This is a genomic window from Chelatococcus sp. HY11 (assembly GCF_018398335.1).
Lineage (GTDB): Bacteria > Pseudomonadota > Alphaproteobacteria > Rhizobiales > Beijerinckiaceae > Chelatococcus.
Map to the genome: position 1 here is coordinate 3,986,570 of NZ_JAHBRX010000001.1, position 25,219 is coordinate 4,011,788.

Consider the following 25,219-nt stretch of genomic DNA (forward strand, 5'->3'; position numbering starts at 1 on the left):
AGGGAGGGAAACACATGAAAGGACTTCAGTTCGGGTTCCTGACGCTTGCCCTGGCGCTAAGTTCCGGTGGTGCCCTGGCGGAGACGGTGACGGTTTGGACCTTTCTTGATCCAAACAAGTCGACAGGGCGTGACCAGGCCCTCAAGGAAATCATCGGCAATTTCGAGAAAAAGAATCCGGGAACGACGGTAAAGGTCGAATCCCAAGTATTCTCAGAGCTCGGGCCAAAGTTCTTGATGGCCTCCCAAATAGGCAGCGCGCCCGATGTGGTGTTTATCAACATCGAGAATCTTGGGGCGCTGGTGAAATCAGGCGCTGCTGCCGACTTGCAATCGGAGCTTGTCTCCGCCTGGCCGAAGGGCGCTGAAGACGATTTTTACATGCGCGCGGCATGGGATGCGGCAAAGTCTGGCAACGCGCGTTATGCAGTTCCTTTATTTCCGGGCACCGCGACTTTATTCTACCGTAAAGACCTGTTTAAGGCCGCTGGCATCGATCCTGCTGATTTAAAATCCTGGGATGATTTAACGAATGCGGCCCGGAAACTTACAAAAGATACGGATGGGAACGGAACGCCGGATATCTGGGGCTTATCCATTCCGTTGTCGGTAGAACGGACCGGTGGCGTGACGGCAATGCTGCCAATGATCCAAGAAGGTCAGGAACAGGTCTGGCAGAATTGCAAGGCCAGTTACGATACCGAGGCAGGTCGGCGGGCACTCCAGGTGCACGTCGATTGGATTCAGAAAGACAAGGTCATGTCGCAGGAGGCTTTCGCCTCCAATAGCGATGATACGATGGAGCAATTCATCGCAGGCAGGTCTGCGATGGCGGTCGGACCATTCGCGCGTTTCGACGCCACGGCGAAAGCGGCAGCCTGGGATGGCGCCGCGAACCTGGGCGTTCTTCCCTGGCCGACGTGGGACGGGAAGGGCAGTGGGCCGCAGAGCGTGACTGGCTGGTTTCTGGCCGCATCGAGCAAATCCCCCAGGAAGAAGTCTGCGGTTGCGCTTATAGACTATATGATCGGTCCGGAGGCAGCACGCATCTGGTCCATGACCGGAGGGCAGGTACCTATTCGCACCTCCGTTTTTACTGATCCCCACTTCCAAACTCCAAAGTACGAATACATGCGGGTCATGCAGCAGGCGTGGTCGAACTGGAGCATGGTCGTGCCGACCGAATGCAATAACGCCCGCATAGACGCCGATCTCAATGCCGCGGTTCAGCGAGTAGCCCTGGGGTCCGCCAATGTCTCGGCTGCGCTCAAGGAAGCTGAGAAATCCTACATGGAGCGGCAATAGCCGCTCCCACACCCCTCACTTCAGCGGACGGACGTGATGTTTAGGCAAGACAAAGTTGCCTGGGGCCTTGTGCTGCCCTTTCTGGCGATCGAGTTCATCTTTGTCGCGGTGCCGCTCGGCATCGGAGGCTGGATGAGTCTTCATCGCGTTGACTTCCTGGTCGTTAAAAATTTCGTAGGGATGCAGAATTACTGGGACGTCATCAACTCGCCGGCCGTTTTAAACAGCCTGCTGCTGACCGCGGTTTTTACGTTCTTCGCGCTGTTTTTCACGTTTCTGTCCGGATTCTCGCTCGCGCTTTTTTTGGAACGGGACGGACGCCTGCAAGTCTTCGGCCGCGCGGTCGTGCTTGTGCCGTTCACGATCTCCATGCTGATCGGCTCGATGCTCTTGAAATGGATATTCTCGCGCGAGGGTGGATTGATGCCACTCGCACTTCAGCCACTTGGCATGGCGGACACCAGTATTCTCGCAGATCCCTCGAATGCGATGGGAGCTCTGGTGTTCAACGCGATGTGGAGAGATTCGGCCCATGCGATGATCCTGCTCATGGCCGGCCTGAAGAGCGTACCCCTTCAACTCTACGATGCAGCCCGCGTCGATGGGGCCGGCCCGGTCCGGCGGTTCGTCAGGATAACACTGCCGATGATGCGGCTGCCGATCCTGATTACATGCGTCCGGCTCATTCTCCATTTCGCCAACATCTTGACCTTTCCACTGATCCTGACGGGTGGCGGCCCGAATGACGCGACCAACATCATCGGCCTCCAACTTTACCGGACGGGCTTTCAGGATTTCCGGCTCGGCATCGGCAATGCTTTCGCCTTGATTGTCTTCGTCGTGAACATCGCGCTGATCATGGTCGTCATCCGCCTGTTCAGGGCAAAAGAGGAAAGCCAGGCATGAATTATCAGGGCCGTATCCTGATCCGCCGCGGCGTTGACGTCGTCGTAACCGTGGTAATCGCTATCATCTGCCTGTTCCCAATTCTATGGGGGCTGTCGACATCGTTGAAGCCGACGCGCGACATCATGGCCTATCCGCCGAAACTGATCCCGGAGACGATCAGTTTTGACCATTACCGGACGTTATGGGACCAAAATATCCTGCACTACGTCATGAATAGTGCGCTCGTCTCCGTGTTTACGATCGTGGCCTGCCTCCTCATCGGCTCGCTGGCTGCGTATGCCTTGGCGCGGTTCCGGTTCAAAGGCAAGGGCTTCGTGATGGTCGTCATCGTGGCGGTGATGAGCGTTCCGATCTCCTCGCTGCTCGTGCCGACATTCAGCTTCATGGCCAATGTGCAGTTGCTGAACACACGTCTCGGCCTGGTGCTGCTTTACACCGCCTATGAACTGCCGATGGCGGTCTGGCTGTTGTCCGCATTCTTCCAGACCATTCCAGTCGAATTGGAACGCGCGGCCATGATTGATGGCTATTCACGTCTTCAGACGATCCGTCGCGTTGTTCTTCCCCTTTCCCGGACCGGGCTGGTGGCCGCAGGGCTTTTCGTTTTGACCTTCACTTGGAATGATTTCGTCGTGGCGCTGGTGATGACGACAAATGACAGTGTCCGAACCTTGCCGATCGCGATCTACAACTTTCTCGGCTACTACGGCCGAGAATGGGGACCACTGACCGCCGGCGCCATGGTTTCGATTATCCCTCTTATCGTCATCTTCGTGCTTTTCCAGCGCTACTTCCTGTCGGGGATGACCGGCGGAAGCGTGAAAGGATAATCATGTCGCATGTCACTTGTAATTCGGTCTCGAAGCGTTTCGGCAAAGTCCTCGCGCTGGACGATTTGAACCTGGAGATCAAGGAAGGAGAGTTTGTCTCGCTTCTTGGCCCGTCCGGTTCGGGAAAGACCACGACGCTTAATCTGCTCGCAGGGTTGCTTCCGATCGACGAAGGTAAAATCTCGATAGATGGCAGAGTCGTCAATGATCTGACACCAGACAAGCGCGACATCGCCATGGTCTTTCAGAACTATGCGCTCTACCCGCATATGACGATCTTCGAGAATATTGCCTTTCCTCTCAAGTCCAGAGGGAGGAAGCTCGCTGCCGCGGAAGTCGAACAGAAGGTCCAGCGCATTGCCGAAATGCTTGGGGTGCGGGATATGCTGGCAAGATATCCGAAGGAATTGTCGGGTGGGCAGCAGCAACGTGTCGCGCTCGGGCGCGCGATGGTCCGTGATCCCAAGGTTTTCCTGCTGGATGAGCCTTTATCCAATCTGGACGCGCGTCTACGTATTCGAATGCGGCAGGATATCAAGGCCTTGCACGCCCGCATCGGTTCGACGATCATTTATGTGACGCATGACCAGGCTGAAGCCATGTCGATGTCGAGCCGCATCGCCGTTTTCGCCCGCGGTAAACTGCAACAGTTTGCAAGCCCGTTCGACATCTATAACCGCCCCGCCAATCTCTTCGTGGCAGGTTTTGTGGGCGAGCGGGAAATCAATCAGTTCAACGGGCGCCTGGTGCGCGGCGACGGACAACTCATGCTGGAGGCGGGGGGCCTCGTCTTCGCGATCGAAGCTGCGGACGAACTGCGTGCCGGGTTGGATAGCGAGGTGACCGTCGGCGTGCGGGCCGAAAGCCTCGAACCTCGGACAGAGCCCGGACCAGGCTTGATCCCGGCGCGCGTGATCATGTCGGAGTTGATCGGACCGGACCTGATCCTTCAGGTCAAGGCAGGAGACCTGACATTCGATTGCCGCGCCGATCCGCGTCTGCGCTTCGGCGAAACCGTGCATCTCGATCCCCGCACCGCGGAGTTCCACCTCTTCGATATCCACAGCACCAACAATCTCCGCGTCTGCGCCTGACGCTCACGCCGGAAAGGAAAGCCAATGGAACAGCGCCTGAAACAATTGGACTATGACGTGGTCGTGGTCGGCGGGGGCTCGGCTGGTGTCGCCGCGGCCATTTCTGCCGCGAACAACGGATCGCGGACCCTGCTGATCGAAGCGGGCCCGCTGATCGGCGGTGAGATGCTGAGTGGCTTGCCTATCGACGGATGTCTCTCGACGCGAGGCGAGTGGGTGGTCGGCGGCGTAGCACGCGAAATTTTCAAGGAATGCGACCGGCTCGGTGGTTATGTCGGACACTTCTATGATTGGCGCACGATCTGGGTCGTGTCCGTTGATCCTGAGATCATGAAGCTTGCGGTTGTCAATGTGGTTCGCCGCGCGGGCGTCGATATGCTGCTATATACATTCGCAGAGGAAGTCGTCGTCCAGGATGGAAGCGTCAAGGGTGTCATTGTTCTCAATAAGAACCAGCGGACACTGATCACCGCGAAAGTTTTCATAGATTGCTCGGGCGACGGCGATTTGGCGCAGCGTGCAGGAGCCCCGTTCGAATCAGGCGGCGGAAACGGCGAGTTCCAGCCTGTCAGCCTCGTTTTCCGTATGTCAGGCGTCGACTTCGGGCGGCTGATGACCTTTGTCGGCGAGAATCCCGAGAACGTGGCGGTAGCCGAGAACCCGTACTATGCCGATATCAGTCGAGAAGAGCAGGTCCGCCGCCTGGTGGAGCAGGGCTATCCCAAAGTGTTCTTCGTCGCCAACGGGCCTCTGATCAAGCAGGCGATCGCGGACGGCGATCTTCACGCCACGGCGCTCATCGGGATCGGTCCGGTCTCGATGAAGCGGCGCGAGGTCTACTGCAATACAACCCGTATCGCGGATGTGGATGCGACGCGTACGGATCAACTCACCAAAGCCTTGCCAGATCTGATGGACCAGGTCTGGAGCTGCGCGGGCTTTCTGTCCCGCCGGGTGCCGGGCTTTGAAGACGCGCACTTCTCCGGCATCGCTCCGCGCATTGGCATCCGCGAGACACGCCGCATTATGGGCGATTATGTCCTCACGGCAGAGGATGTGCTGGAGGCCCGCAAACGAGACGATGGAGTAGCGAAGGGGGCGCATCACATCGATGTGCACGGGTCGGGCACCAAGCAACTGCGTCAGCCGATAAAAGACGGGGGATCCTACGACATACCCTATGGCAGCCTGATCCCTCGTAATCTGACGAATGTCTTGCTCGCGGGACGGTGCTTCTCCGCGACACGTGAGGCTCACGGCTCGGCTCGCGTGATGGGGACATGCATGGCGATGGGGCAGGCGGTGGGCACGGCCGCGGCCATGGTCTCCCAATCCAATCATCTCGATGTCCGCCAGGTCCCGGTCGAAGCCCTGCGTTCGCGTTTGAAAGCCCAAGGCGCAGTCATTGACGGAACGCACTGATGTCCTGGGTCAGTTTGGATCAGAGCCAGGCGGGCATGGTGTCGGCGCTTGCGCGCCACATCTGGCCCGCCGATGAAGCCGGGGCAGACGGTGCCGATCTGGGTGTGGTCACCTATATCGACAGGGCGCTTGGTGGGCATGAGCGCGCGCACGGGTCGGATTATCGCTCGGCGCTGGCGGCGCTGAACGCCGCGGCCCAGGCGCGCTTCGGCTTCGCGTTCGCGGATAGCAGCGCCTCGCAACAGAATATCCTGATCACTGCGATGGAGGAGGGACAGGTTGAAGGCCTGCCCAAAGGCTTTTTCAACCTCTTGCGCCGTCACGTCATCGAAGGGCTCTTCGCCGACCCCGCTTATGGAGGCAATCGCGATACCGGGGGCTGGGCCTCCATCGGCTTCCCCGGAGTTATCGATACCCACACGCCGGAGGAGAACCTAGGCGCTCCCGTCGCCTTACGGGGCGGACGGCGGGCGACCATGGGAGATGCGGAACGCCGGCTGGATCCGGGCCCTTCCGCCCCGGCGCCTGTCCGGTTCGGCGATGCCGTGGATGTCGTCGTGGTGGGTGCGGGCGGTGTAGGGGCGCTCGTCGGCCCGTGGCTGGCCATGGCCGGGCTCAAGGTTGTTGCCCTGGAGGCTGGAGGTACGCGCGCGGCCGCCTCCAGCCGGCCGGACGAATTACGCAATGCCTACTATTGCCGCGCCGGATTCGGCGAGAAGTTCAACGAGGAAGTGCCAAGCTGGCGGGAGGGCCCGGGCTTCGAGACGAGCCCGATGACATTCTCGCTTGGCCGGATGTGCAACGGTGTGGGCGGATCGCTCATACACTACGGCGCCAGGTTGCGCCGACAACATCCGCACCAATTCTCGATGCGGAGTGCGCTGTCTGAACTCGGCTTGCTGGCCGGACTCGATCCGTCCTGCACGGTGGCTGACTGGCCGCTTGGCTATGAAGATCTGGCGGAGCATTATGAGGCTCTGGAATGGATGGTCGGGATCGCGGGGCCTGACGAGCACCCATTCATCCCCCGTCGCAAAGGGCTGCCGATGCCGCCCGCGCGCGCATTTGCCGCCGGCGAGAAGTTCGGAGCGATAGCGCGATCTCTTGGCCTTCATCCGGAGCCGGTACCGGTCGGTATGAATACGGTGCCGTGGAATGGCCGGCCGGCTATGGAGTACTCGCCGTGGGGAGAGGGGATGGGCTCGCCCACGCGTTCCCGATGGATGCCCGATGACGATCTCATTCCTGCGGCGCTTGCGACTGGAAATCTGGAGATCCGGACCCACACACGGGTCCTGCGCGTACTGACGGACAGCACGGGCTGCGCCTCCGGCGTGGTCTGTGTGAACCAGGCTGGCCACACATTCGAGATCCACGCGCGGGCCGTGATCCTATCCGCCTACACGTTCGAAAATGTGCGCCTGATGTTTCTGTCCGGCGACACTAAGCGGCCGGAGGGGCTCGGTAACTCGAGTGGCCAGCTTGGGCAGCATTTCATGACCAAGCAATTTCCATCGGTCTATGGCTGGTACCCGGGTCAGAGTTTCAACAGGCATACGGGCCCTGGTGCGCAGGGGCTGGTCGTAGAGGACATGCTCACTCCTGGTTTCATGGCCCGAGAGCGTCTGGCAGGTGGCGGCACCCTATCGACCGAGAACCAGCTTCTGCCGATCCAGATCGCGCGCGAACCGCTGCCGGCGGATATCCCGGCGTGGGGCGGGGCGTGGAAGCGGCATGTCCGGTCTTGGAATGAGAGGCTGGCCATTCGTATCCAAACGGATACGCTGCCCTATGCGGAAAACCGGCTCGATCTCGATCCGCTGCGTCGAGATCGTAGCGGGTTGGGGTTGCCGGTCGTCCGCGTCACCTATGGCATACGCGATCACGAGATGAAGCTTTATCGGCATATGATCGCCGAGGCTGAAGCGCTGCATCGCGCCATGGGCGCCGAAAAGATCTGGTCCGGGCCGATTTTCACAGGCATTGGCAGTTGTCACGACCTTGGCGGGTGCCGGATGGGTGAGGATCCGTCTCGTTCCGTTGTCTCGCCAGATCTGGAGGTGCATGACACGCCAGGACTCTATGTCATGGGAGGGGCGGTTTTCCCGTCCTGTCACGCCGTAAACCCGACGCTCACGATCTGGGCGCTGTGCCGCCGGGCTACACAATCTCTGATTGGAAGGCTGAAATGATGCTTGATCGAGCAATGGAAGCCATGGCGTCGGTGGTTTTGTCGCACCGCATTGAGGGGCGAAACGTCGGTGCCGGGTCGGAGCGCGCGTTAATCGACCCAGGCCGCGCATTGTCGTTTGCTGCGGTGCCGGACGGCGGTCCGGATGACGTGTCGGCGGCCGTGGCCGCCGCCCGCGATGCGTTGGCGGGGCCATGGCAAAGCATGAAGCCCGCCGACAGGGGGCAGCTCCTGATGGTCGCATCACAGCGGTTGATGGCGGAGCAGGATCGCTTCGCGCTCGTCGAAACGCTGAACGTGGGCAAGCCTCTCCGGCAAGCCCGCGCGGACGTTGGGACGGCCGCGCGCTTCTTCGAATACTACGCCGGCGTGGCGGACAAGTTGGAAGGGGAAACGATCCCCCTCGGCCCTGGGATGATGGCCTGGACGGAGCGCGAGCCGGTTGGCGTCACAGCGCAGATCGTGCCGTGGAACGCCCCGCTTGCGATGCTCGCCCGCGGTCTCGCGCCCGCGTTGGCCGCCGGGTGCACGGTCATCGCCAAACCAGCCGAAACGACGCCTCTGACGGCCCTCATGCTGGCGGATCTGCTGCAAGAGGTCGGCTTGCCCGCTGGCGTGTTGAATGTAGTCCTCGGTCCCGGTCACGTCGTAGGCGCCGCCCTTGCCGCTCATCCAGATGTCAATCACATCACGTTTACGGGTTCGGTTGCGACCGGCAAGGCCGTAATGGCCTCCGCCGCTTCCCACCTCGCAACCGTAACGCTGGAGCTCGGAGGCAAATCTCCGGTCGTCGTGCTCGACGACGCCGATCTCGATGCGGCAGCGGAAGGCATTATGCGAGGGATATTCACAAATGCGGGCCAGATCTGCTCGGCGGCCGCGCGATTGGTGGTGGACCGCCGCGTCGCCGACAAGCTGCTGGACGATATCACCCGACGTGCCCGTTTGCTGGATCTCGGCCATGGATTGCAGGACCCCGACCTCGGACCGCTTGCGTCCGAGACACAGTTGAAAAAAGTCGATGATATGGTGCAGAAGGCAAAAATGGCAGGCGATCGTGTCCTCGCGGGTGGTGTTCAAGCATCCGGGCCAGGTTATTTCTTTCAGCCTACGATCATGGCGTCCCGTCCCGACAGACCACTCGCGCAAGAAGAGATCTTCGGGCCGGTTCTGACCGTTTTGGAGGTCGATGATCCGGCCGAGGCCTTGCGGGTCTCCAACAACTCACGCTTCGGCCTAGTCGCCGGGATATACACCCGGAACATAGACCGTGCGCTCTCCTTTGCCCGCTCGGTCGAAGCTGGCCAGGTCTTTGTCAACCGCTTTCTGGCTGGCGGCGTTGAAACGCCCGTCGGCGGAGTCAAGGACAGCGGCATTGGCCGTGAGAAGGGCCTGCGAGGGCTTGAAGCGTATCTGCGGGTCAAATGCACCACGGTGGCCTTCGATGCATCCTGAACCACACCGCGTCCTCTGCTTTGGCGACAGCCTCACCTGGGGCCTCGATCCCCTGCGGGGATGCCGTCATGGAGAAGCTGTACGCTGGCCATCTGTCCTGGAGCGCGCTTTTGGTCAGGGCCTGCGTGTGATCGAGGAAGGGCAGGGCGGCCGCACCACTGTTTTCGAGGATCCGTCTTCGCCGGTCAGCAAGAACGGGGCAAAGGCATTGCCAGTCGTGCTATCGACGCATCAGCCGCTCGACCTCGTGATCATCATGCTCGGCACGAACGATTTGAAGCCTGCCATCTGTGGATCGGCCGAGGGGGCGGCCGAAGGCATCGGGCACCTGGTCGAACTCATCCGGACACATCCTTGGCACGCCTCATGCCGCATGCCGGGCATCATGATCGTAAGTCCCCCGCATTTCCGGCAGACTGCTTCGGGGGAGGGGCCCAGGCTGGGGCGCCAGATTTCGGAATCTCTCCGGCTGCAGCCGGCTTATCGGTCGCTTGCGGGCGAGCGGGGATGCCACTTCTTCGACGCGGCGAAGGTTGCGGAGGCGTCCTCGATCGACGGCGTGCATCTCGAGGCGGAGGCGACGCGCGCGATTGGTATAGCAATCGCTCGGTTCCTGCAGGACCACGTCTTCGGTGCGAAGGACGACAGCCATGACCGGTGAGGTAAAAGCGCGGCTTCGCAGCTCCCGATGGTTCGATCCCGATGATCTGCGATCGATGGGCCATCGCTCGCGTTTGATGCAGCTCGGCTATTCCGAAGCCGATTTTATGGGAAAGCCGATCATCGGTGTACTCAACACCTGGTCAGAGCTGAATGCCTGCCATGGACATTTCCGCGAGCGCGCGCAGGACGTAAAACGCGGCGTCGCGCAGGCCGGCGGTTTCGCCGTCGAGCTGCCAGCTCTTTCTGTCGACGAAAGCTTCAACAAGCCGACCTCGATGCTTTACCGCAACCTCCTGGCCATGGAAACGGAAGAGCAGATCAGGGCGCATCCGCTCGATGGCGTGGTACTCATGGGCGGTTGTGACAAGACGACGCCCGCTCTCGTCATGGGAGGTCTTTCCGCCGGCGTTCCCATGATTTTCCTGCCCGCCGGCCCGATGCTGCGAGGCAACTATGCGGGAAATGCACTCGGCTCGGGATCGGACGCCTGGAAATACTGGGATGAACGTCGCGCAGGACATGTGTCTGACGCAGAATGGCTCGGTATCCAGGGGGGCATAGCGCGCTCGGCGGGTACGTGCATGACGATGGGTACCGCCGCGACCATGACGGCCATTGCCGAGGCCATGGGCCTGACGCTCCCAGGCGCATCGTCGATTCCCGCGGTCGATTCCGGCCATCAACGCATGGCGGCAGACTGCGGCCGGCGCATCGTTGCGATGGTGCGGGAGGGTTTGACGCCGGACCGGATCGTGACGGAAAGCGCAGTGAGGAATGCCGCCATCGTCGCCATGGCAACGGGATGCTCGACGAATGCCGTGATCCACTTGATCGCAATCGCTCGCCGCGCCGGTGTGGAACTAACCCTGGATGACCTTGATGCGTTAGGTCGTAACACGCCACTCATCGCGAATATCCGCCCGTCCGGCAAAGACTATCTCATGGAAGATTTCTATTACGCGGGTGGCCTGAAGGCATTGATGAACCAGATTGGCAGTCGCCTTGATCTCTCGGCCATTACGGTTACAGGAAAGACCCTTGGCCAGACACTCGAGCACGCGCAGGTTTATAATGAGGACGTGATCCGGCCGTTGTCCAATCCCGTCTATCACGAGGGATCGCTCGCTGTGCTGCGCGGCAACCTCTGTCCGGATGGCGCCGTCATCAAGCCAGCGGCCTGCGACCCGAGATTCCATGTTCACGAGGGACCCGCGTTGGTATTCGACAGCTACCCGGAGATGAAGGCGGCGATCGATAACGAACACCTCGATGTGACTCCGGATCACGTGCTGGTGCTGCGCAATGCCGGCCCCATTGGAGGCCCCGGCTTTCCCGAATGGGGAATGTTGCCGATACCAAAGGCCTTGATCCGACGGGGCTGCCGCGACATGCTGAGGATTTCGGACGCCCGCATGTCCGGCACGTCTTACGGCGCATGCGTCCTACATGTCGCACCGGAAGCCTATATTGGCGGACCACTGGTGCTCTTGCGCAGTGGTGACATCGTGCGCATGGACCTGCCAGGCCGCAGGCTCGACATGCTGGTCGATGATGACGAACTGGAACGCCGCCGTGCCGCATGGCAAGCGCCCGAACCCCGCTATGGACGCGGGTGGGGCTGGATGTTCTCGCGCCATGTGACGCAGGCCGACAAGGGTTGTGATTTCGACTTTCTCGAACGCGGCTTCGGCAAGGCCGTTGGCGAACCCGATATTTTCTGAGGACGATCGATGACAATTTCGCTCGAAAACGCACTGACCGGGATTTCAGGAATTCTGGTCACCCCGTATGATGCTGAAGGCCGGATTGCTCCCGAACGCCTCGCGCCGATTCTCGACCGGGCCCTCGGTGCAGGCATGCATCTCCCCGTTATCAATGGAAATACGAGCGAATTCTACGCCCTGACTACCGACGAAGCTTGCACCATGGTGCGCGAGGTCGTCGGCTTGGTGGCGAAACGTGCGCCCGTTCTCGCCGGTGTCGGGCGGGCCATCGGAGATGCCCGTCGCCTAGCCCGCGCATCGGCGGACGCTGGCGCTGCTGGGTTGATGATCCACCAGCCGCCCGATCCTTTCGTGGCCGCGCGCGGGGTCGTCGATTATCTGAAAGCGGTCGCCGATGCGTCGGGCGGGTTGCCGATGATGCTTTATCTGCGCAATGACGCCATAGGCACCGCGGCCATCGCCGATTTGTGCGCCGTGCCCGGCGTGCGGGGCGTCAAATGGGCCACGCCGAACCCTCTCCGGCTTGCCGAGGCTAAAGCCGCGTGCGACCCGTCCATCGTCTGGGTCGGTGGCCTTGCGGAGGTATGGGCGCCGATTTTCTATGCGGTGGGTGCGCGCGGTTTCACGTCCGGACTGGTCAATGTGTGGCCCGAACGTTCCCTCGCAATCCATGGCGCGCTGGAAGCGGGAAACTATCAAGTTGCGAACGCGCTGATCGCAGGTATGAAGGCTTTTGAGGATATACGGGCCGAGGAAATGAACGGTGCCAATGTGTCCGTTGTCAAAGCTGCTCTACAGGCGTTGGGGCTCGATTGCGGGCCGACGCGCCCCCCTTCCGCGTGGCCCCTGACTCCTGCACAAAAAGCAAAGCTTCATGCGTTTCTTGGAGACCACCAGCTTGCTGGCCTAAGGCACATGGACAGGGTATCGGGAGCTGGCATCCTCCCCTGAACGGGAGGGCGGACATCCATGAGCGTCCTAAACCGGGCCGCCACCGATCTGTGACAAGTGGTGAACCTGACGCCAGAGGGCATCTGCCTTTTGGGTCGCTGTGGATTGGGCCGGATCCGGCGGCCCCCGTCTCCTCGTCGGCCGTCATGCCGCGAGAGGCTCTGCGCCAAGTTGACATGCGCCAGATTGGTCCGGGACGATTGCCTTCTGGTGCTTTTCCGGCGTAAGGCTCGTGTCGGTGGTGGCTGGCTGGGTGGCGAAAAATGAGGTGTTCTAGCGGGCTCAGACATGCCAATTTCGCGCCGCGATTTGGCAGGCAGGCGAAGAAGAGATGACGAAGACGCTGACGTTGGTCCCCCCTCAGCATCCATTGCGCGGCGCCGTTGCGCCACCAGGGTCAAAATCGATCACAAATCGCGCGCTTCTTTTGGCCGCGCTCGCCAATGGAACGAGCCGCCTGACCGGCGCGTTGAAGAGCGATGACACGCACCATATGGCGAATGCCCTTAGGCACATGGGCGTCGTGATCGATGAGCCTGACGCGACAAGCTTTCTCATCCACGGCACCGGTGGATTAAAGGCGCCTTCCGAACCCGTTTTCCTAGGAAACGCCGGCACCGCCACCCGCTTCCTGACCGCTGCGGCCGCCCTCGCGAACGGCGTTGTCGTCATCACCGGCGATGACCACATGCAGAAGCGGCCGATCGCGCCGCTGGTCACGGCGCTCGACCAACTGGGCGTCACCGCGAGCGCGCCAACCGGTTGTCCGCCGGTGACGGTCGAGGGGCGTGGCCGCTTCGAGGGCGACAGTGTCACCGTCGATGCCGGGCTTTCGAGCCAATACATTTCCGCTTTGCTGATGCTGGCCGCCGGCGGATCTCGCCCGGTCCATGTCAACCTCAAGGGCGAGGCTATCGGCGCGCGAGGCTACGTCGACCTCACCTGCGCCGCGATGCGCCACTTCGGCGCGCGTGTCGAGGAACTGAACGCCGCGACATGGGTGGTCCAGCCGGGCGGTTACAGCGCCGCCGACATGCACATCGAGCCTGACGCGTCGGCGGCCACCTACCTGTGGGCGGCGGAAGTTCTGACCGGCGGGGCGATCGATATCGGCACGGCTGCGAGCGCCTTCACCCAGCCTGATGCGCGCGCCCACGCCTTGATCAGCCAGTTTCCGCATCTGCCGCGGGAGATCGACGGATCGCAGATGCAGGATGCCGTTCCCACCCTGGCGGTCCTGGCCGCGTTCTGCGCGGCGCCGGTTCGCTTCACGGGCATCGCAAACCTGCGCGTCAAGGAATGCGACCGTGTCGCCGCCCTCGCCAATGAGCTGTCGCGACTGGCTCCCGGATTGGCTATCGAGGACGGGGATGACCTCGTCGTCACACCTTTGCCGGCAGACCGCTTTCAGGCCGCGGAGATCGAGACCTACGCCGATCACCGGATCGCCATGAGCCTGGCGCTCGCTGGCCTAATGGTGCCGGGGGTCACCATCAAGGACCCCGATTGCGTCAACAAGACATATCCGGCCTATTGGCAGGACCTGCGCTCCCTGGGCGTCGTCATGTCGATGCACGGGACATAAGCCATCCGCCGGACGCGGTGTGGAGAGCAGTGCGGTCTCCACACGCGGCCGGATTTGTTGATCAGTATTTGTTGCTCAGTCTCGACCGTTGCGTGTGTCCCGCCAGGCAATCCATTCCGGTAAAAAGGACAGGTCGAACCGGGGGCCGGCTGTACGCACCATGAAAAGCGTACATCCCGCATCCAGAAATGCTCGAGTCTTTGAAAGGTCGTCCGGTGATACCGCGACCCCACGTTCGATGGAAAGGGAATCGCGCCCGATCGTCTCGCAGGCAGAGTCCAATTCTTCATTGTAGGCCTGTACCACCTCAGGGGACTTGAAATCCATCCAGATGTCGGCGTGGCGCGCGACCATCTCAGGTGGTTTCCGGTCGCCGCCATTGCCGATCATGACAGGCAGTTTGCCCGCCGGAGGCGGATTAAGCCGTGGGAGCCTGTATCTTATGGCCTCCAGCGATTGATGGAGACCTTCGAGACGGCTTTTTGCGTCAGACAGGTCATAGCCATATTCGTCATGATCTTTTCTGAACCAGCCGGAACCAATACCCAAGATCGCTCTGCCATGTGCTATGTGATCGACCGTTCGCGCCATGTCCGCAAGGAGATGGGCGTTTCGATACGTGTTGCCACTCACAGAAACGCCGAGCTGAACATGGCGCGTCTGTTCCGCCCATGCGCCAAGCATTGTCCAGGCCTCAAAGCAACTTCCACGATCATCCCCGATCGATGGAAAGAAATGATCCGAATTGAAAAGGATGTCCGCGCCGGAGGCATCGACACGCGAAACGGCAGCGCGCAATGTATCATATGTGCAGTGAACCGGCTGAAGTTGAACAGCGATACGGATCCTGGGCGCGTGTGACATTATTTCTCCGGTTGCGGGCCGCTGGAGACTGCAGGCGGGAAGGACGGCGCAGCGCGTGACGCGAATGCCTCGCGCCACGCCTTTCGAAGGAACGCGATACGTTCTCGGCGGTAAGAAACTGGTTCAGCCGAATACCGCGCCATAGAGACGCAGCCAGTTCCCACCCATGATCTTTCCGATTTCGTCCGATGAGAATCCCACTTCGGCCAAGGCGGGTTCGAGATCCTTCAGGCGGTCGGCAGTCGGCAGCCAATCCGGCTTGGAGACCGCGCCGGGACGGGTAGCCGAACCCGCGCCATACTGCACGGACCGGGTCCAGCGCCCCTTGCGCATCCATTCCCGGAATGCGTCATTCGACTTGTAGCTAAAATCGGTGCCCAGGCCGACATGGTCGATGCCTGCTATCTCGACCGTCCGCGCGATCATTTCCGCAAAGCCACGCGCAGTCGCGCAGGCAGCATCCGGCGTTATGTTGCGGTAGGCCGCGCAGCCGATAACGCCGCCGGTTTCAGCCAGCGCCTTCAGCACGTCATCGCTGCGGTTGCGCTTGTGCGGGAAGATCGACGCGGCGTTCGCATGGGTCACGGCGATTGGCTTGGGGCTGTGCTCGATCGCATGGAGCGTCGTGCGATCGCCGACATGCGAGCAATCCACGACGATGCCGCAACGGGCCATCTCGACCACGACCTCGCGGCCGAAGCGGGAGAGGCCGCTGTCTTCGTCCTCGTAGCAGGAGCCTCCAAGCTCGTTCTGATTATTGTAGGTCAACTGCATCACGCGGGTATCCATATCCGCGAAGAGCTCCACGAAGCGGATGCGATCTTCCAGACAATTTGTGTTCTGGAAGCCAAGCAGGACACCAAGCTTGCCGTCCGCCACGCATTGGCGGATGTCATCGCTCTTGCGCACGATCCGGATCAGATCGGCATGGTCCCGCTCCATATCCTTCCATTTGCCGATGGCGTCCATGGATTCCAGCGTGCCTTCCCAGAAGCCGAGGGTCGGGGTTACGCAGGTATACCCGCCTGCCCGCAGCATCTCGAGAACGTCGCGGTCGAATTCACCGCATTGAAGGGCGTCAATAAGCATGGCCTGTCCTTTGGAAATGCTGATCGAAATCAGTGTTTTGCGTTGCGGACGAAACTGGCGACCTTCCCGCTGGCCGGGTTGGCGGCCAGATCCTCGAAGGGGGCATCCTGAATGACGACACCGTGATCCATGAAGACGACCCGGTCCGAGACCTCGCTCGCAAAGCCCATTTCATGGGTGACCACGATCATCGTCGTTCCGCTCCTGGCGACGTCCTTCATCACCGCGAGTACCTCGCCGACGAGTTCGGGGTCGAGCGCGCTGGTCGGCTCGTCGAACAGCATTACCTTGGGCTCCATGGCGAGCGCCCGTGCAATCGCGACGCGCTGCTGTTGACCGCCCGAGAGCTGATAGGGATAGAGATTGGCTTTGTCGGCGAGTCCGACCTTCTCCAGGAACGCCATCGCCTGCGCGCGTGCAGTCGATTTCGCGATACCGCGTACCGATACGGGCGCCTCCATGACATTGCCGATGGCGGTCAGATGCTGAAACAGGTTGAACTGCTGGAAAACCATTCCGAGGGCGCGCCGCTGCAGCATGCGGCGATGGGCGGACAGCCGACGGACGCGGCCGTTCACATAGTCATAGCCTATGCTTTCGCCGTCGATTTCGATCCAGCCGCCGTCAATATCCTCAAGTTGATTGAGGCAGCGAAGGAAGGTCGATTTTCCGGATCCGGAAGAACCGAGAATGACGACGACCTCGGAAGCGCGAACCGAGAGATTAACTCCCTTGAGAACCTGGTTCTGGCCAAAGCTTTTGCGTATGTCGCGCGCCACGACTACGGGGTTACTGGCGTGTTCGGTCACGGTCATTGCTCGGTCATTCCTGCGCTGCGCTGTGGTCGCTTGTGCCGGCGCGGCTGCGATATCCGCGCCCGAAGTATTTCTCGATGTATCTCTGACCAATCTGCAATATCGAAGTGAGAATGAGGTACCAAAGGCAGGCGACGACCAGCAACGGAATGGTCTGGAACGTCCGCGCGTAGATCGTCTCTACGGTGTAGAGGAGATCGGCCATGGAGATCACGCTCACCAGCGAGGTGAGCTTCAGGGTGGAGATGATCTCACTGCCGGTGGGTGGAATGATGACCCGCATGGCTTGCGGCAGGATGACCCTGCGCAGCATTGTCGCCGACGACATGCCAAGCGAGGTTGCGGCCTGCTTCTGCCCGTCATCCACTGACAACAAGCCTGCCCTTATGATCTCTGACATGTAGGCGGCCTTGTGAAAGCCGAGCCCGATTGTCGCGGCGACGAACGGTGTGACGAGGTCGTTGGTGCGTTCCGACCACAATACCGGGCCGAATGGTATCCCGATCTCCACCGTCGGGACCAGGATCGAGATGTTATAAAGGAAAATAAGCAGAACCAGCGTCGGAACAGAGCGAAACAGCCAGGTGAAGCCTAACGCGAAGTAGCTGAGTGGGGCAATCGTGCTCATCCGGAACAAAGCCAACGCCGTGCCCAGCACAAACCCAACCGCCATGGCAAGAAAGGTCAGCCATAGCGTCATGCCAAGTCCGCGCAATACGACTGGATTGAACAGATAGTTGGCAACGATCGGCCACTGGAGGTTCTGGTTTGTGGCGATCAGTATGAAGAACCGGAGCACCAGCAAGGTCACGAAAATGCTGAGCGCCCACCTCCATGGGTGCCATTGTTTCTCGGCCCGGGCCACGTCGGGCAGCTCGGCGGTGCCTTGGGGGCCGGCGAGCGGCACCGGAATGGATTGCTGTGACATGGTGTTGGCCTCGTCTGTCTTGGAGGTTCGCTCACCGCTTGAAGCATCGGACGAGCAGGGCAATGCAGCTTGCAGTCAGGAGAGCGTGAGCAAAGTCTCGGCTAGCAGTTGCGGATGGGTGATCATGACGTTGTGAGCGGCATCAAGGTCCCGGACAGTCCACCCTTTGCGGTCTCGATGTCGATCTGCGGCAAGATCGAAATAAGACCGTTTGTGCGCCGTGCATCGAATGTAAATCTTGCGATCCGCATCCGCCGCCGGTTTCGCCAGATGCAGCCTGTCCGTATAGGCCTTCCAAGCCATGGGCGTGGCCAGACGGTTGATCCATGCCGCGTCCTCAAGGTCTTCAGTGCCGAATACGGAGGCGGGCGAGGGGGGAAGTCTCCAGCCGCCGCCATCTTCCGCCACCCGCCTACGAAGGCGTTCTGTTACCTCCGGCCCGGCGAGGGCGCACATACTGTCGCCATCCATAGGCACGTGAGCGTCGAGATAGACAAGTGCAGCGATGCGGTCTGGCACTGCATCTTGAACGCCGCGTATCACCATGCCTCCGTAGCTGTGTCCTAGGAGTATGATGTTGCTCGCGTCGTTGAAGCGTAGCGTCTGCACCACATCGTCGATATGGGTGTCGAGCCCGACGGCTGGGGTCAGAAGATGATACCGCTCACCCTGTCCGGTCAGGGTTGGTGTGAGGACACCGGCCCCATGCTTGCGTAATATGGGAGCTACTCGCGACCAGCACCACCCACCATGCCATGAGCCATGGACCAGGACGAATGTCGGATTTTCCATGTATTCGCGCCCTCCATGACGAAAAGAGCGTGTGGATACCTTTTCAACCGAGGTATCCAAAGAAATGGTCTATTGGTTCGGCTTGGCGAGGTTGAGACCAGGCGCCGGGAGCATGTCGTCCTCAATGCCCCACTTGGTCATGAGACGGGCGTAGGCGCCGTTGTCGACCAACTGCTGCCACGCTGCCATAATGACTTTCGTCAGATCGGAGCCCTTGGGGGTCGCCGAGGCCTGGTAGAGTTCCGCCAGAAGGTTCTTGCCGGACGGAACGACCTTGAAGGCGTTGTTGTTGACAGAATTCTGATAGGCGAGAGCCACGGTCTCGGAGAAAACCGCCTGGATTCTCTTAGACCTGAGGCCGAGAAGAAGCGTGGCCTGGTCGTTCAGAATTTGGACCGTCACCGGCTTTTTCCCGGCTGCGACGCAAAGCTCGCTTTGCTTTTGAATGATGGGCTCGACGAAGCTAGCCTTCTGGATGCCGACGATGAGGCCGCATGCGTCATCGATGCTGCTCATTGCGGTGCCGTCTTCAGGGTTGATCAGGAAGGCGGTGCCCTGCCTTTTCCAATCGACCATATCAACGACATTCTGGCGCTCTGGTGTATCGGCAACAACCCCGAGAATGAAATCGAAGCGATTACTGGTGAGACCGGTGATGAGCGACGCGATGGATTCTGCGATCTCGTTCTTAACCGGAACGCCCAGGACTTTCTCCATTTCCTCTCCGAGCTCTATCGACAAGCCCTGGAGAGTTTTTCCGTCTTCCTTCATGAAATTGAAGGGCGGATAGCGTCCGGTCGTGGCTGAAACGATATAGCCCTTTTCACGGATTTCAGCCGGCAATTGCTTGTAGAGCGGCGCGGACGGGTCCGGCTGCGACAGCCCCTGCGACAAGGCCGGACTGACCAGCATGAAGCCTAGCAGGCTCGCCGCGAGAAATTTGTTCATTTGTCTCCACCCTCCACTACGTGTCATGATAACGTTTACATCGGTCATTCCGGCTGTCAATAGAGGGTGATTGATTATATGAAAACGTTATCACGGTGAGGTGAGGAGTAGGGGTCGCGCCTCTTGGCAGTCGGCCGCGAGGCCTGTCGGCGAGACCAGGGAGACGTTCACGCCGGCCTGAGGGGCTCGAGGATGTTGTGGCTCCGCCCATCGTGGAGCGTGCGAAGGAAGGCAGGATGGTAAGCGTTGTTGATGTCGCGCGTCATGCGGGTGTGTCTCAGGCCACGGTGTCGCGGGTCCTGAGTGGCAAGGTCTTCGTTGCGGAGGACACCCGTGGCCGTGTCATACGATCCATCGAGGTGCTTGGCTATCGGCCCAGTTCCATAGGAAAAGCGCTGCGGTCCGGCCAAATTGCTTCCGTTGCATTTCTGGTCAGTGACATAGAGCAGGGCTGGTACTCGGCTTTGGCGAAGCAATTGCAGCTCGCCTTGCAGGCTGTCGATCTCGATCTTCTTCTATTCGATCTCGGTCACAGTCAGCAGAGACTTACGCAGGCGCTGCGTCACTGCCAATCTCTCCATGTTCGAGCGCTCGTGCTGGCGTCTTCTGACCCGTTGGATTTCGTTGAACTGCGCTCCGAAATCGCCAATCTGCGACGCGGAAAGATGAGGCTCATCTCAACTGGCCAGGATCTCACGGCGGCGGGATTCATGTCCATCATCCATGATGAGCAGGATGCCGGTAAGCGGGCTATCGCGCATCTTGTCGGACGGGGTTGCCGACGTATCGCCTATCTGAACAGGGTCAGCCACTCCGTAGCGGGGCAGAGGCGGTTTCAGGCCTATCGAAGAGCTTTGGGCCTCCACGGATTGGAGTTCGACGAGGCGCTTGTCTGGTCAAACCCGGCCTTTCGTTTCGAGGGTGGGTTTCGCAGCGCCTCCGATGCAATTGAAAAGAAGATCGCGTTCGATGCGATACTTGCCGGGACGGACGAGCTTGCCGCCGGCGCGCTGGCGGCCATCACCGACGCCGGGTATCGAGTTCCCGACGATGTCGCCCTGATCGGCTTCGGTGATCTCAGCTTAAGCCGCTATACGCGGCCGGCGTTGTCGACCTTGAGCGGCCAAGCTGAGGAAATGTGCCGAATAATAGTGGAGTGCCTGAGTCACTCGGATATCGAAATGCTGGCCATTTCGCGCGATTTGATTTTGCGAGAATCGGCTTGATTTTATATGAATAAATATTCATGTAATTATGAATATAGGTTAGAGATGTCATTATAATATATGTTGCGGGTATTTGTTGGGATTTGTATTTTCCTGCATACGGGGTATCTCCTGAATCGGTAGATGGGTATCGCGCTGGGAGGTATCATCCGGCGATGACTGTTCTGTCTTTGCTGGGAATGCTTCGGGTGAGGGGCGGCGCTCCCTGCGCCCAATGGCGGGAGCCCACTGTATCTCCCGCGATGTCCAAGGGGCGCAGGGAAGGGGTTCGCAACACGCGATCGGAGAGCATGCATCCGGTGTTACCCCGAAGCTTGGAGCTCACTGCGTCGTCATGGCGACCGTAACCAGTTTCGCGGCACAGCGTGAGTTGGTCAAGCCGGGCGCGGGCCCTATGGCATGCCTGTAGGCCCTCATCCCGTCAATCCGCTTTGCACTTTTCACGCGTGTTCCCGCCATACGTGTCCTGAAGGACGACACGCGAGCGCTTGCAGGGTCGGCGTTGCGGCGATCTGAATGAAAATTTTCATGTTGAACAAGGAATAATATTCCAATACATTGAGCGATAAGAGAAGCCTTCCAGCAAGGGGAATACGATGGGAAAGTTTTTGGCAGCCATGGCTATTTCGCTGGCCGCGACCTTGTCCGCGCAGGCCCAGACGAGAGAGCTCGTGGTGGGGGCTTTCGGTGGTGCCTACACGGAAGCCTTGAAGAAGAACATCGCGCAGTTTGAAAAGGACAATGACGTCAAGGTGACATTCGTTCCGGCATCAGGCGCGGATGGTCTTGCGAAGGCTATGGCCAAGGAAATCGACGTTGTCCATGCCGATATGGCCTGGGCTTATCGTGGCGAAGCCCAGGGTGCATTCGAGAAGCTCGATCCTAAGGTCATTACCAACCTCGATAAGCTTTACCCGAGGGCGCGCTTTTCGGAGTACGGCGTTATTACGAATTTCGGAGAATATGGCATCGCCTTTAATCCGAAGGAGGTGTCGCCCGCGCCGACATCCTGGCTTGATCTGTGGAACCCCAAATATGACGGTGCGGTCAGCACAACAGGTTTCGATGCGGCCAATATAGAGCTTCTTGTGCTGATGGCGAAGCTTAACGGCGGCAATGAGGATAATATTGATCCTGGCTTCCAGAAAATGGCCGAGCTCGGCAAGCACATCACAGTTTTCTACAGCCAGCATCCGCAGTTGCTCGATCTCTTCCGCAATAATGAGGTCGTCATCTCCCGCTGGCTGCGCGGGCGGGTTGACTGGGCCAACAAGCAGGGCGTCAGCCTTGGCTTCGCGGCGCCGAAGGAAGGCGCCATTGCTCTTGTCTCGACGGTGCATGTCGTGAAAGGACGACCAAACACGGAACTCGCACAGAAATTCGTCAATCACCTTCTAAGTGTTGATGGACAGATGACCTACGCATCGGATCTCGGCTATACGCCGGCGCGCGCGGGGCTCGATCTCAAGGGCATCAACGTTCCCTATGGGGAGGATGTCGTCGGGTCGCTTCTGATCGCCGACTGGAAGAAGATCGTTCCCAAGATGGACGCCTGGAAAGAACGCTGGGAAAAGGAAGTTGTCGCGCGCTGACGACTGGAACAACGCGCCCGGCATGCACGCCATGCCGGGCCTGGCTGAGCAGCGAGGGACTGTCGCCGATGGGGCAGATTAGTGTCAACCGCATTTCGAAAAGCTGGGGGAGCTTCGCGGCTCTCGAGAGCATCGATCTTGAAGTGCGCGAAGGAGAATTCCTCTCCATTCTCGGTCCAAGCGGTTGTGGCAAGAGTACGCTTTTGCGGATCATCGCCGGGCTTGAGGAGCCGAGCGGTGGGGAAATCCACATCGCCGGACGCAACGTCACGCGGGATCCCGTGTGGAAGCGCAGGATTGGCTTTGTCTTCCAGAATTTCGCGCTGTGGCCTCATCTCAGCGTTTTCCGCAATATCTCGATGGGTCTTGAGCTGAGAGGCACACCTTCCGCTGAGCTTCGCGCCCGCGTCACCGAGGCATTGGCCATGGTGCAACTCGAAGCCCTCGCCGACCGCTTGCCCACCCAACTCTCCGGCGGACAGCAGCAGCGTGTGGCGTTGGCTCGCGCCATCGTGTTAAAACCGGACGTGCTCTTGCTCGACGAGCCGCTGAGTGCGCTCGACAAGAACCTGCGTCAAGACATGCAGGTGGAGCTTAAGACCTTGCAGCAGACGCTCGGTCTGACGACAGTCTTCGTAACGCATGATCAGGAAGAGGCGCTTTCGCTGTCGGATCGAGTCGTTGTCATGAATAAGGGCGTTATTGAGCAACTCAATACGCCACATGCCATCTACAACAGTCCCGTTTCGGAATATGTCGCGCGCTTTGTCGGCGAGGCATTCTTCTTCCGGGGCCAGGTCGAGAATCGCGGGGCGATCCAGTGCATACGCCTGGCCGAGGACATGGTGATCCCGGTCGAAGGTGCCGAGCAACACGTGGGGCGAGGCGTCATTGCCTTCGTGCGTCCCGAATGGGTGACGCTGGATGCGCCAAAGGCGCAGGAGGAGCAGGAACTTCCGCGCGGCGTCGTGGATCGCCTCATGTTCTTCGGCCAGTCAAGCGACTATCTCATCAAGTTTGGTGACCGCCAGATGCGCGTGAAGCGGCGCCCGGACGCGCCAGAGTTCCAGGCTGGCGATGTTGTCGCCTTGCGTTGCCAGGCTCGGATGCTGCCGAACGAGGCGCTTGCGCCATGAAGATCTCCACTGTCCTCGTCCTTCCCGCTGTTGTCATTCTTGGCGCTTTTTTCGTCGTGCCCCTGATCTGGGTGTTCATCCTGAGTTTTCTCGGCGCGGGGCCGACTGGCGAGGTGCAGCACACGTTCACGCTCGGCAATTACGCTCGCTTCCTCACCGATAGCTACTATGTAAACGACCTTCTTCTGCGCACCATCCGGCTCGCGGCAATTGCGACCCTGTTCTCGGTCGTCATCGGCTATTTGGGCGCCTTTGTTATCGTAAGGGCCTCGCCGGCGGCGCAGACCTGGATGATCCTGCTGGTTATGCTGCCGCTCTGGGTCAATCTGGTGGTGCGCACGCTGAGCCTTATGGTGGTCCTCGGCCGCAACGGCCTGGTCAATCAGATCCTCGTTGGGATCGGCATCAGTGCCCGCCCGCTACCGTTGCTCTACAACGAGACGGCCGTGGTGATAGGCATGGTGCAGGTGGCGGTGCCTTTTGTCGTCATGTCAGTGTATGGCGTTCTCCAGGCCATTCCCCGCCAGCTCGAACAGGCCGCCATGACCGTGGGCGCCAATCCGCTCTCCGCCTTCCGCCGCGTGACTTTGCCGCTCAGCGTGCCGGGAATCCTCGCCGGCAGCGTACTGGCATTCGGCATCAACGTTGAATCCTTCGTGGTGCCGATCCTGCTCGGCGGAGGGCGGGTCCGTTTCATGAGCGTGGCTGCCTACGAGACTGCGACGGTGTCGAACAATCTGCCTTTCGCGGCCACCATCGGCGTCATCCTCCTGATTGTCACCATGGTGATGCTGGGGGTCTATCAATGGGCGGTACGATCCGCCGGCCGCCCGGCGCCGGCTGTTCAAGCGGCTTGAGGAGAGGTTTATGCAGAAAACGCTTCTCGGCAGCGGCCTGTGGTATGTGGGTGTCGCGCTCTTCTTCGCTTTTCTTTTGGCGCCGCTGGCCATTCTTATCGCGGTCTCTTTCAATCCCGTGTCGATGGTCTTTCCCCCGCAGGGCTTCACTCTGAAGTGGTATGCCACGATCCTGGACAAACCGGATTTCCTGCATGCGGCCTGGGCCAGCACCATCCTCGGTGTCGCCACGGCGCTTCTCAGCACCGGCCTCGGCGTTCTCGCCGCCATCGGCTTGCAGCGTCAGCGTGGCGCGGCGAGGGCGCTTGTCTCATCGCTTCTGATGTCGCCCTTATTCATTCCCGCTGTGATCGTTGCGCTCGCCCTGTTCCAGATCATCTTCATGATGGGGTTGGTCAACAACGTCTGGACGCTGCTCGCCGCGCATGTGGTGGTGACGCTGCCATATCCGCTGCGCAATGTGATGGCGCAAATGGAAGGCTTCGACGTGCGCCTTGAGGAAGCAGCGCTCAGTGTCGGCGCGACGCCCCGGCAGGCGCTCTGGCGCGTGACATTGCCCTTGCTCAAGGCAAGTATCATTCCGTCGCTGATCATCGTTTTTGTGTTGTCCTGGAACAACTATACGGTGTCTGTTTTTCTTGCGAACAAGAACTGGACGACACTGCCGCTACAGTTGCGCGCCTACCTGCAATACGAATACGAGCCTTTTGTCGCGGCGATGTCGACAGTGTTGATCGTGGCCTCGGTCATCCTTCTCGTCATCGTCGACAGGACGGTGGGTCTAGGTGCCGTGCGCAAGCGCGATTGATCGGCGATTAAAACAGGCAGAGGGCTCGAATGCTCG

Annotated in this window: 22 protein-coding genes; 16 read left to right on the forward strand and 6 right to left on the reverse strand. The window is 60.1% G+C overall.

The genetic code is table 11. The features are described 5' to 3' along the window. The first annotated feature begins 14 nt into the window (after nt 1-14). From KIO74_RS18145 to aroA, 11 genes are all read left to right on the forward strand, one after another. Complete coding sequence (locus KIO74_RS18145) at nt 15-1,304, forward strand: extracellular solute-binding protein (RefSeq protein ID WP_213333165.1); 1,290 nt, start codon at nt 15-17, stop codon at nt 1,302-1,304. Between the two features lie 36 nt (nt 1,305-1,340). Beyond that, nucleotides 1,341-2,210 carry a carbohydrate ABC transporter permease gene (locus tag KIO74_RS18150; protein ID WP_213333166.1) on the forward strand — a complete coding sequence of 290 codons (870 nt, stop codon included), beginning with the start codon at nt 1,341-1,343 and terminating at the stop codon, nt 2,208-2,210. Next, the gene (locus KIO74_RS18155; protein WP_213333167.1) at nt 2,207-3,043 is read left to right on the forward strand and encodes a carbohydrate ABC transporter permease; all 837 of its coding nucleotides are present in this window, start codon (nt 2,207-2,209) and stop codon (nt 3,041-3,043) included. The genes KIO74_RS18150 and KIO74_RS18155 overlap by 4 nt, the downstream gene beginning before the upstream one ends. A gap of 2 nt (nt 3,044-3,045) precedes the next feature. Continuing rightward, nucleotides 3,046-4,137, forward strand: coding sequence for an ABC transporter ATP-binding protein (locus KIO74_RS18160; protein ID WP_213333168.1), 1,092 nt, complete (start codon nt 3,046-3,048; stop codon nt 4,135-4,137). 24 nt (nt 4,138-4,161) lie between these two features. Then, complete coding sequence (locus KIO74_RS18165; RefSeq protein WP_213333169.1) at nt 4,162-5,559, forward strand: FAD-dependent oxidoreductase; 1,398 nt, start codon at nt 4,162-4,164, stop codon at nt 5,557-5,559. Continuing rightward, complete coding sequence (locus KIO74_RS18170) at nt 5,559-7,751, forward strand: GMC family oxidoreductase (protein ID WP_213333170.1); 2,193 nt, start codon at nt 5,559-5,561, stop codon at nt 7,749-7,751. The genes KIO74_RS18165 and KIO74_RS18170 overlap by 1 nt, the downstream gene beginning before the upstream one ends. Next, nucleotides 7,748-9,205: an aldehyde dehydrogenase family protein gene (locus KIO74_RS18175; protein ID WP_213333171.1), complete on the forward strand. Its 1,458-nt coding sequence runs from the start codon at nt 7,748-7,750 to the stop codon at nt 9,203-9,205. The genes KIO74_RS18170 and KIO74_RS18175 overlap by 4 nt, the downstream gene beginning before the upstream one ends. Next, nucleotides 9,195-9,866 (forward strand): SGNH/GDSL hydrolase family protein, encoded by a 672-nt coding sequence (locus KIO74_RS18180; protein WP_213333172.1) that lies wholly within the window; start codon nt 9,195-9,197, stop codon nt 9,864-9,866. Before KIO74_RS18175 ends, KIO74_RS18180 begins: the two co-directional genes overlap by 11 nt. Then, the gene (gene araD, locus KIO74_RS18185; RefSeq protein WP_213333173.1) at nt 9,856-11,589 is read left to right on the forward strand and encodes an L-arabinonate dehydratase; all 1,734 of its coding nucleotides are present in this window, start codon (nt 9,856-9,858) and stop codon (nt 11,587-11,589) included. Before KIO74_RS18180 ends, araD begins: the two co-directional genes overlap by 11 nt. A 9-nt stretch (nt 11,590-11,598) precedes the next feature. Then, on the forward strand, nt 11,599-12,543 hold the full coding sequence (locus KIO74_RS18190; protein WP_213333174.1) for a dihydrodipicolinate synthase family protein: 945 nt from the start codon (nt 11,599-11,601) through the stop codon (nt 12,541-12,543). A gap of 331 nt (nt 12,544-12,874) precedes the next feature. After that, entirely contained in the window at nt 12,875-14,128 is a 1,254-nt protein-coding gene (gene aroA, locus KIO74_RS18195; RefSeq protein ID WP_213333175.1) for a 3-phosphoshikimate 1-carboxyvinyltransferase, read from the forward strand. A 75-nt stretch (nt 14,129-14,203) separates the two neighbouring features. Here the strand turns inward: aroA and KIO74_RS18200 are convergent, their stop codons facing one another. From KIO74_RS18200 to KIO74_RS18225, 6 genes are all read right to left on the reverse strand, one after another. Further along, nucleotides 14,204-14,992: an LLM class F420-dependent oxidoreductase gene (locus KIO74_RS18200; protein ID WP_213333176.1), complete on the reverse strand. Its 789-nt coding sequence runs from the start codon at nt 14,990-14,992 to the stop codon at nt 14,204-14,206. Between the two features lie 123 nt (nt 14,993-15,115). Beyond that, nucleotides 15,116-16,081: a dipeptidase gene (locus tag KIO74_RS18205; RefSeq protein ID WP_213333177.1), complete on the reverse strand. Its 966-nt coding sequence runs from the start codon at nt 16,079-16,081 to the stop codon at nt 15,116-15,118. A 29-nt stretch (nt 16,082-16,110) separates the two neighbouring features. Then, a complete protein-coding gene (locus tag KIO74_RS18210; protein WP_213333178.1) occupies nt 16,111-16,896 on the reverse strand; it encodes an amino acid ABC transporter ATP-binding protein in 786 nt (261 codons plus the stop codon). 7 nt (nt 16,897-16,903) lie between these two features. Beyond that, nucleotides 16,904-17,803: an amino acid ABC transporter permease gene (locus KIO74_RS18215; RefSeq protein WP_291979924.1), complete on the reverse strand. Its 900-nt coding sequence runs from the start codon at nt 17,801-17,803 to the stop codon at nt 16,904-16,906. A 96-nt stretch (nt 17,804-17,899) separates the two neighbouring features. Continuing rightward, nucleotides 17,900-18,616 (reverse strand): alpha/beta fold hydrolase, encoded by a 717-nt coding sequence (locus tag KIO74_RS18220; protein WP_213333180.1) that lies wholly within the window; start codon nt 18,614-18,616, stop codon nt 17,900-17,902. 69 nt (nt 18,617-18,685) lie between these two features. Then, nucleotides 18,686-19,564, reverse strand: coding sequence for an ABC transporter substrate-binding protein (locus KIO74_RS18225; RefSeq protein ID WP_213333181.1), 879 nt, complete (start codon nt 19,562-19,564; stop codon nt 18,686-18,688). Nucleotides 19,565-19,776: 212 nt separating this feature from the next. Here KIO74_RS18225 and KIO74_RS18230 point away from each other — a divergent pair, with 212 nt between their 5' ends. The 5 genes from KIO74_RS18230 to KIO74_RS18250 all read left to right on the forward strand — a co-directional run bounded on the left by KIO74_RS18230 (nt 19,777) and on the right by KIO74_RS18250 (nt 25,183). After that, nucleotides 19,777-20,790: a LacI family DNA-binding transcriptional regulator gene (locus KIO74_RS18230; RefSeq protein WP_213333182.1), complete on the forward strand. Its 1,014-nt coding sequence runs from the start codon at nt 19,777-19,779 to the stop codon at nt 20,788-20,790. A 596-nt stretch (nt 20,791-21,386) separates the two neighbouring features. Further along, nucleotides 21,387-22,382 carry an ABC transporter substrate-binding protein gene (locus tag KIO74_RS18235; protein ID WP_213333183.1) on the forward strand — a complete coding sequence of 332 codons (996 nt, stop codon included), beginning with the start codon at nt 21,387-21,389 and terminating at the stop codon, nt 22,380-22,382. A 68-nt stretch (nt 22,383-22,450) separates the two neighbouring features. Further along, nucleotides 22,451-23,518, forward strand: coding sequence for an ABC transporter ATP-binding protein (locus KIO74_RS18240; RefSeq protein ID WP_213333184.1), 1,068 nt, complete (start codon nt 22,451-22,453; stop codon nt 23,516-23,518). Next, complete coding sequence (locus KIO74_RS18245) at nt 23,515-24,375, forward strand: ABC transporter permease (RefSeq protein ID WP_213333185.1); 861 nt, start codon at nt 23,515-23,517, stop codon at nt 24,373-24,375. Before KIO74_RS18240 ends, KIO74_RS18245 begins: the two co-directional genes overlap by 4 nt. Before the next feature lie 10 nt (nt 24,376-24,385). Next, nucleotides 24,386-25,183: an ABC transporter permease gene (locus tag KIO74_RS18250; protein ID WP_213333186.1), complete on the forward strand. Its 798-nt coding sequence runs from the start codon at nt 24,386-24,388 to the stop codon at nt 25,181-25,183. The last annotated feature ends 36 nt before the right edge of the window (nt 25,184-25,219 follow it).

Bases quoted from the DNA above. Each gene is read 5' to 3' on its own strand.
- KIO74_RS18145 (WP_213333165.1), top strand. From the start codon at position 15: ATGAAAGGACTTCAGTTCGGGTTCCTGACGCTTGCCCTGGCGCTAAGT.
- KIO74_RS18150 (WP_213333166.1), top strand. From the start codon at position 1,341: ATGTTTAGGCAAGACAAAGTTGCCTGGGGCCTTGTGCTGCCCTTTCTG.
- KIO74_RS18155 (WP_213333167.1), top strand. From the start codon at position 2,207: ATGAATTATCAGGGCCGTATCCTGATCCGCCGCGGCGTTGACGTCGTC.
- KIO74_RS18160 (WP_213333168.1), top strand. From the start codon at position 3,046: ATGTCGCATGTCACTTGTAATTCGGTCTCGAAGCGTTTCGGCAAAGTC.
- KIO74_RS18165 (WP_213333169.1), top strand. From the start codon at position 4,162: ATGGAACAGCGCCTGAAACAATTGGACTATGACGTGGTCGTGGTCGGC.
- KIO74_RS18170 (WP_213333170.1), top strand. From the start codon at position 5,559: ATGTCCTGGGTCAGTTTGGATCAGAGCCAGGCGGGCATGGTGTCGGCG.
- KIO74_RS18175 (WP_213333171.1), top strand. From the start codon at position 7,748: ATGATGCTTGATCGAGCAATGGAAGCCATGGCGTCGGTGGTTTTGTCG.
- KIO74_RS18180 (WP_213333172.1), top strand. From the start codon at position 9,195: ATGCATCCTGAACCACACCGCGTCCTCTGCTTTGGCGACAGCCTCACC.
- araD (WP_213333173.1), top strand. From the start codon at position 9,856: ATGACCGGTGAGGTAAAAGCGCGGCTTCGCAGCTCCCGATGGTTCGAT.
- KIO74_RS18190 (WP_213333174.1), top strand. From the start codon at position 11,599: ATGACAATTTCGCTCGAAAACGCACTGACCGGGATTTCAGGAATTCTG.
- aroA (WP_213333175.1), top strand. From the start codon at position 12,875: ATGACGAAGACGCTGACGTTGGTCCCCCCTCAGCATCCATTGCGCGGC.
- KIO74_RS18200 (WP_213333176.1), bottom strand. From the start codon at position 14,992: ATGTCACACGCGCCCAGGATCCGTATCGCTGTTCAACTTCAGCCGGTT.
- KIO74_RS18205 (WP_213333177.1), bottom strand. From the start codon at position 16,081: ATGCTTATTGACGCCCTTCAATGCGGTGAATTCGACCGCGACGTTCTC.
- KIO74_RS18210 (WP_213333178.1), bottom strand. From the start codon at position 16,896: ATGACCGTGACCGAACACGCCAGTAACCCCGTAGTCGTGGCGCGCGAC.
- KIO74_RS18220 (WP_213333180.1), bottom strand. From the start codon at position 18,616: ATGGAAAATCCGACATTCGTCCTGGTCCATGGCTCATGGCATGGTGGG.
- KIO74_RS18225 (WP_213333181.1), bottom strand. From the start codon at position 19,564: ATGAACAAATTTCTCGCGGCGAGCCTGCTAGGCTTCATGCTGGTCAGT.
- KIO74_RS18235 (WP_213333183.1), top strand. From the start codon at position 21,387: ATGGGAAAGTTTTTGGCAGCCATGGCTATTTCGCTGGCCGCGACCTTG.
- KIO74_RS18240 (WP_213333184.1), top strand. From the start codon at position 22,451: ATGGGGCAGATTAGTGTCAACCGCATTTCGAAAAGCTGGGGGAGCTTC.
- KIO74_RS18245 (WP_213333185.1), top strand. From the start codon at position 23,515: ATGAAGATCTCCACTGTCCTCGTCCTTCCCGCTGTTGTCATTCTTGGC.
- KIO74_RS18250 (WP_213333186.1), top strand. From the start codon at position 24,386: ATGCAGAAAACGCTTCTCGGCAGCGGCCTGTGGTATGTGGGTGTCGCG.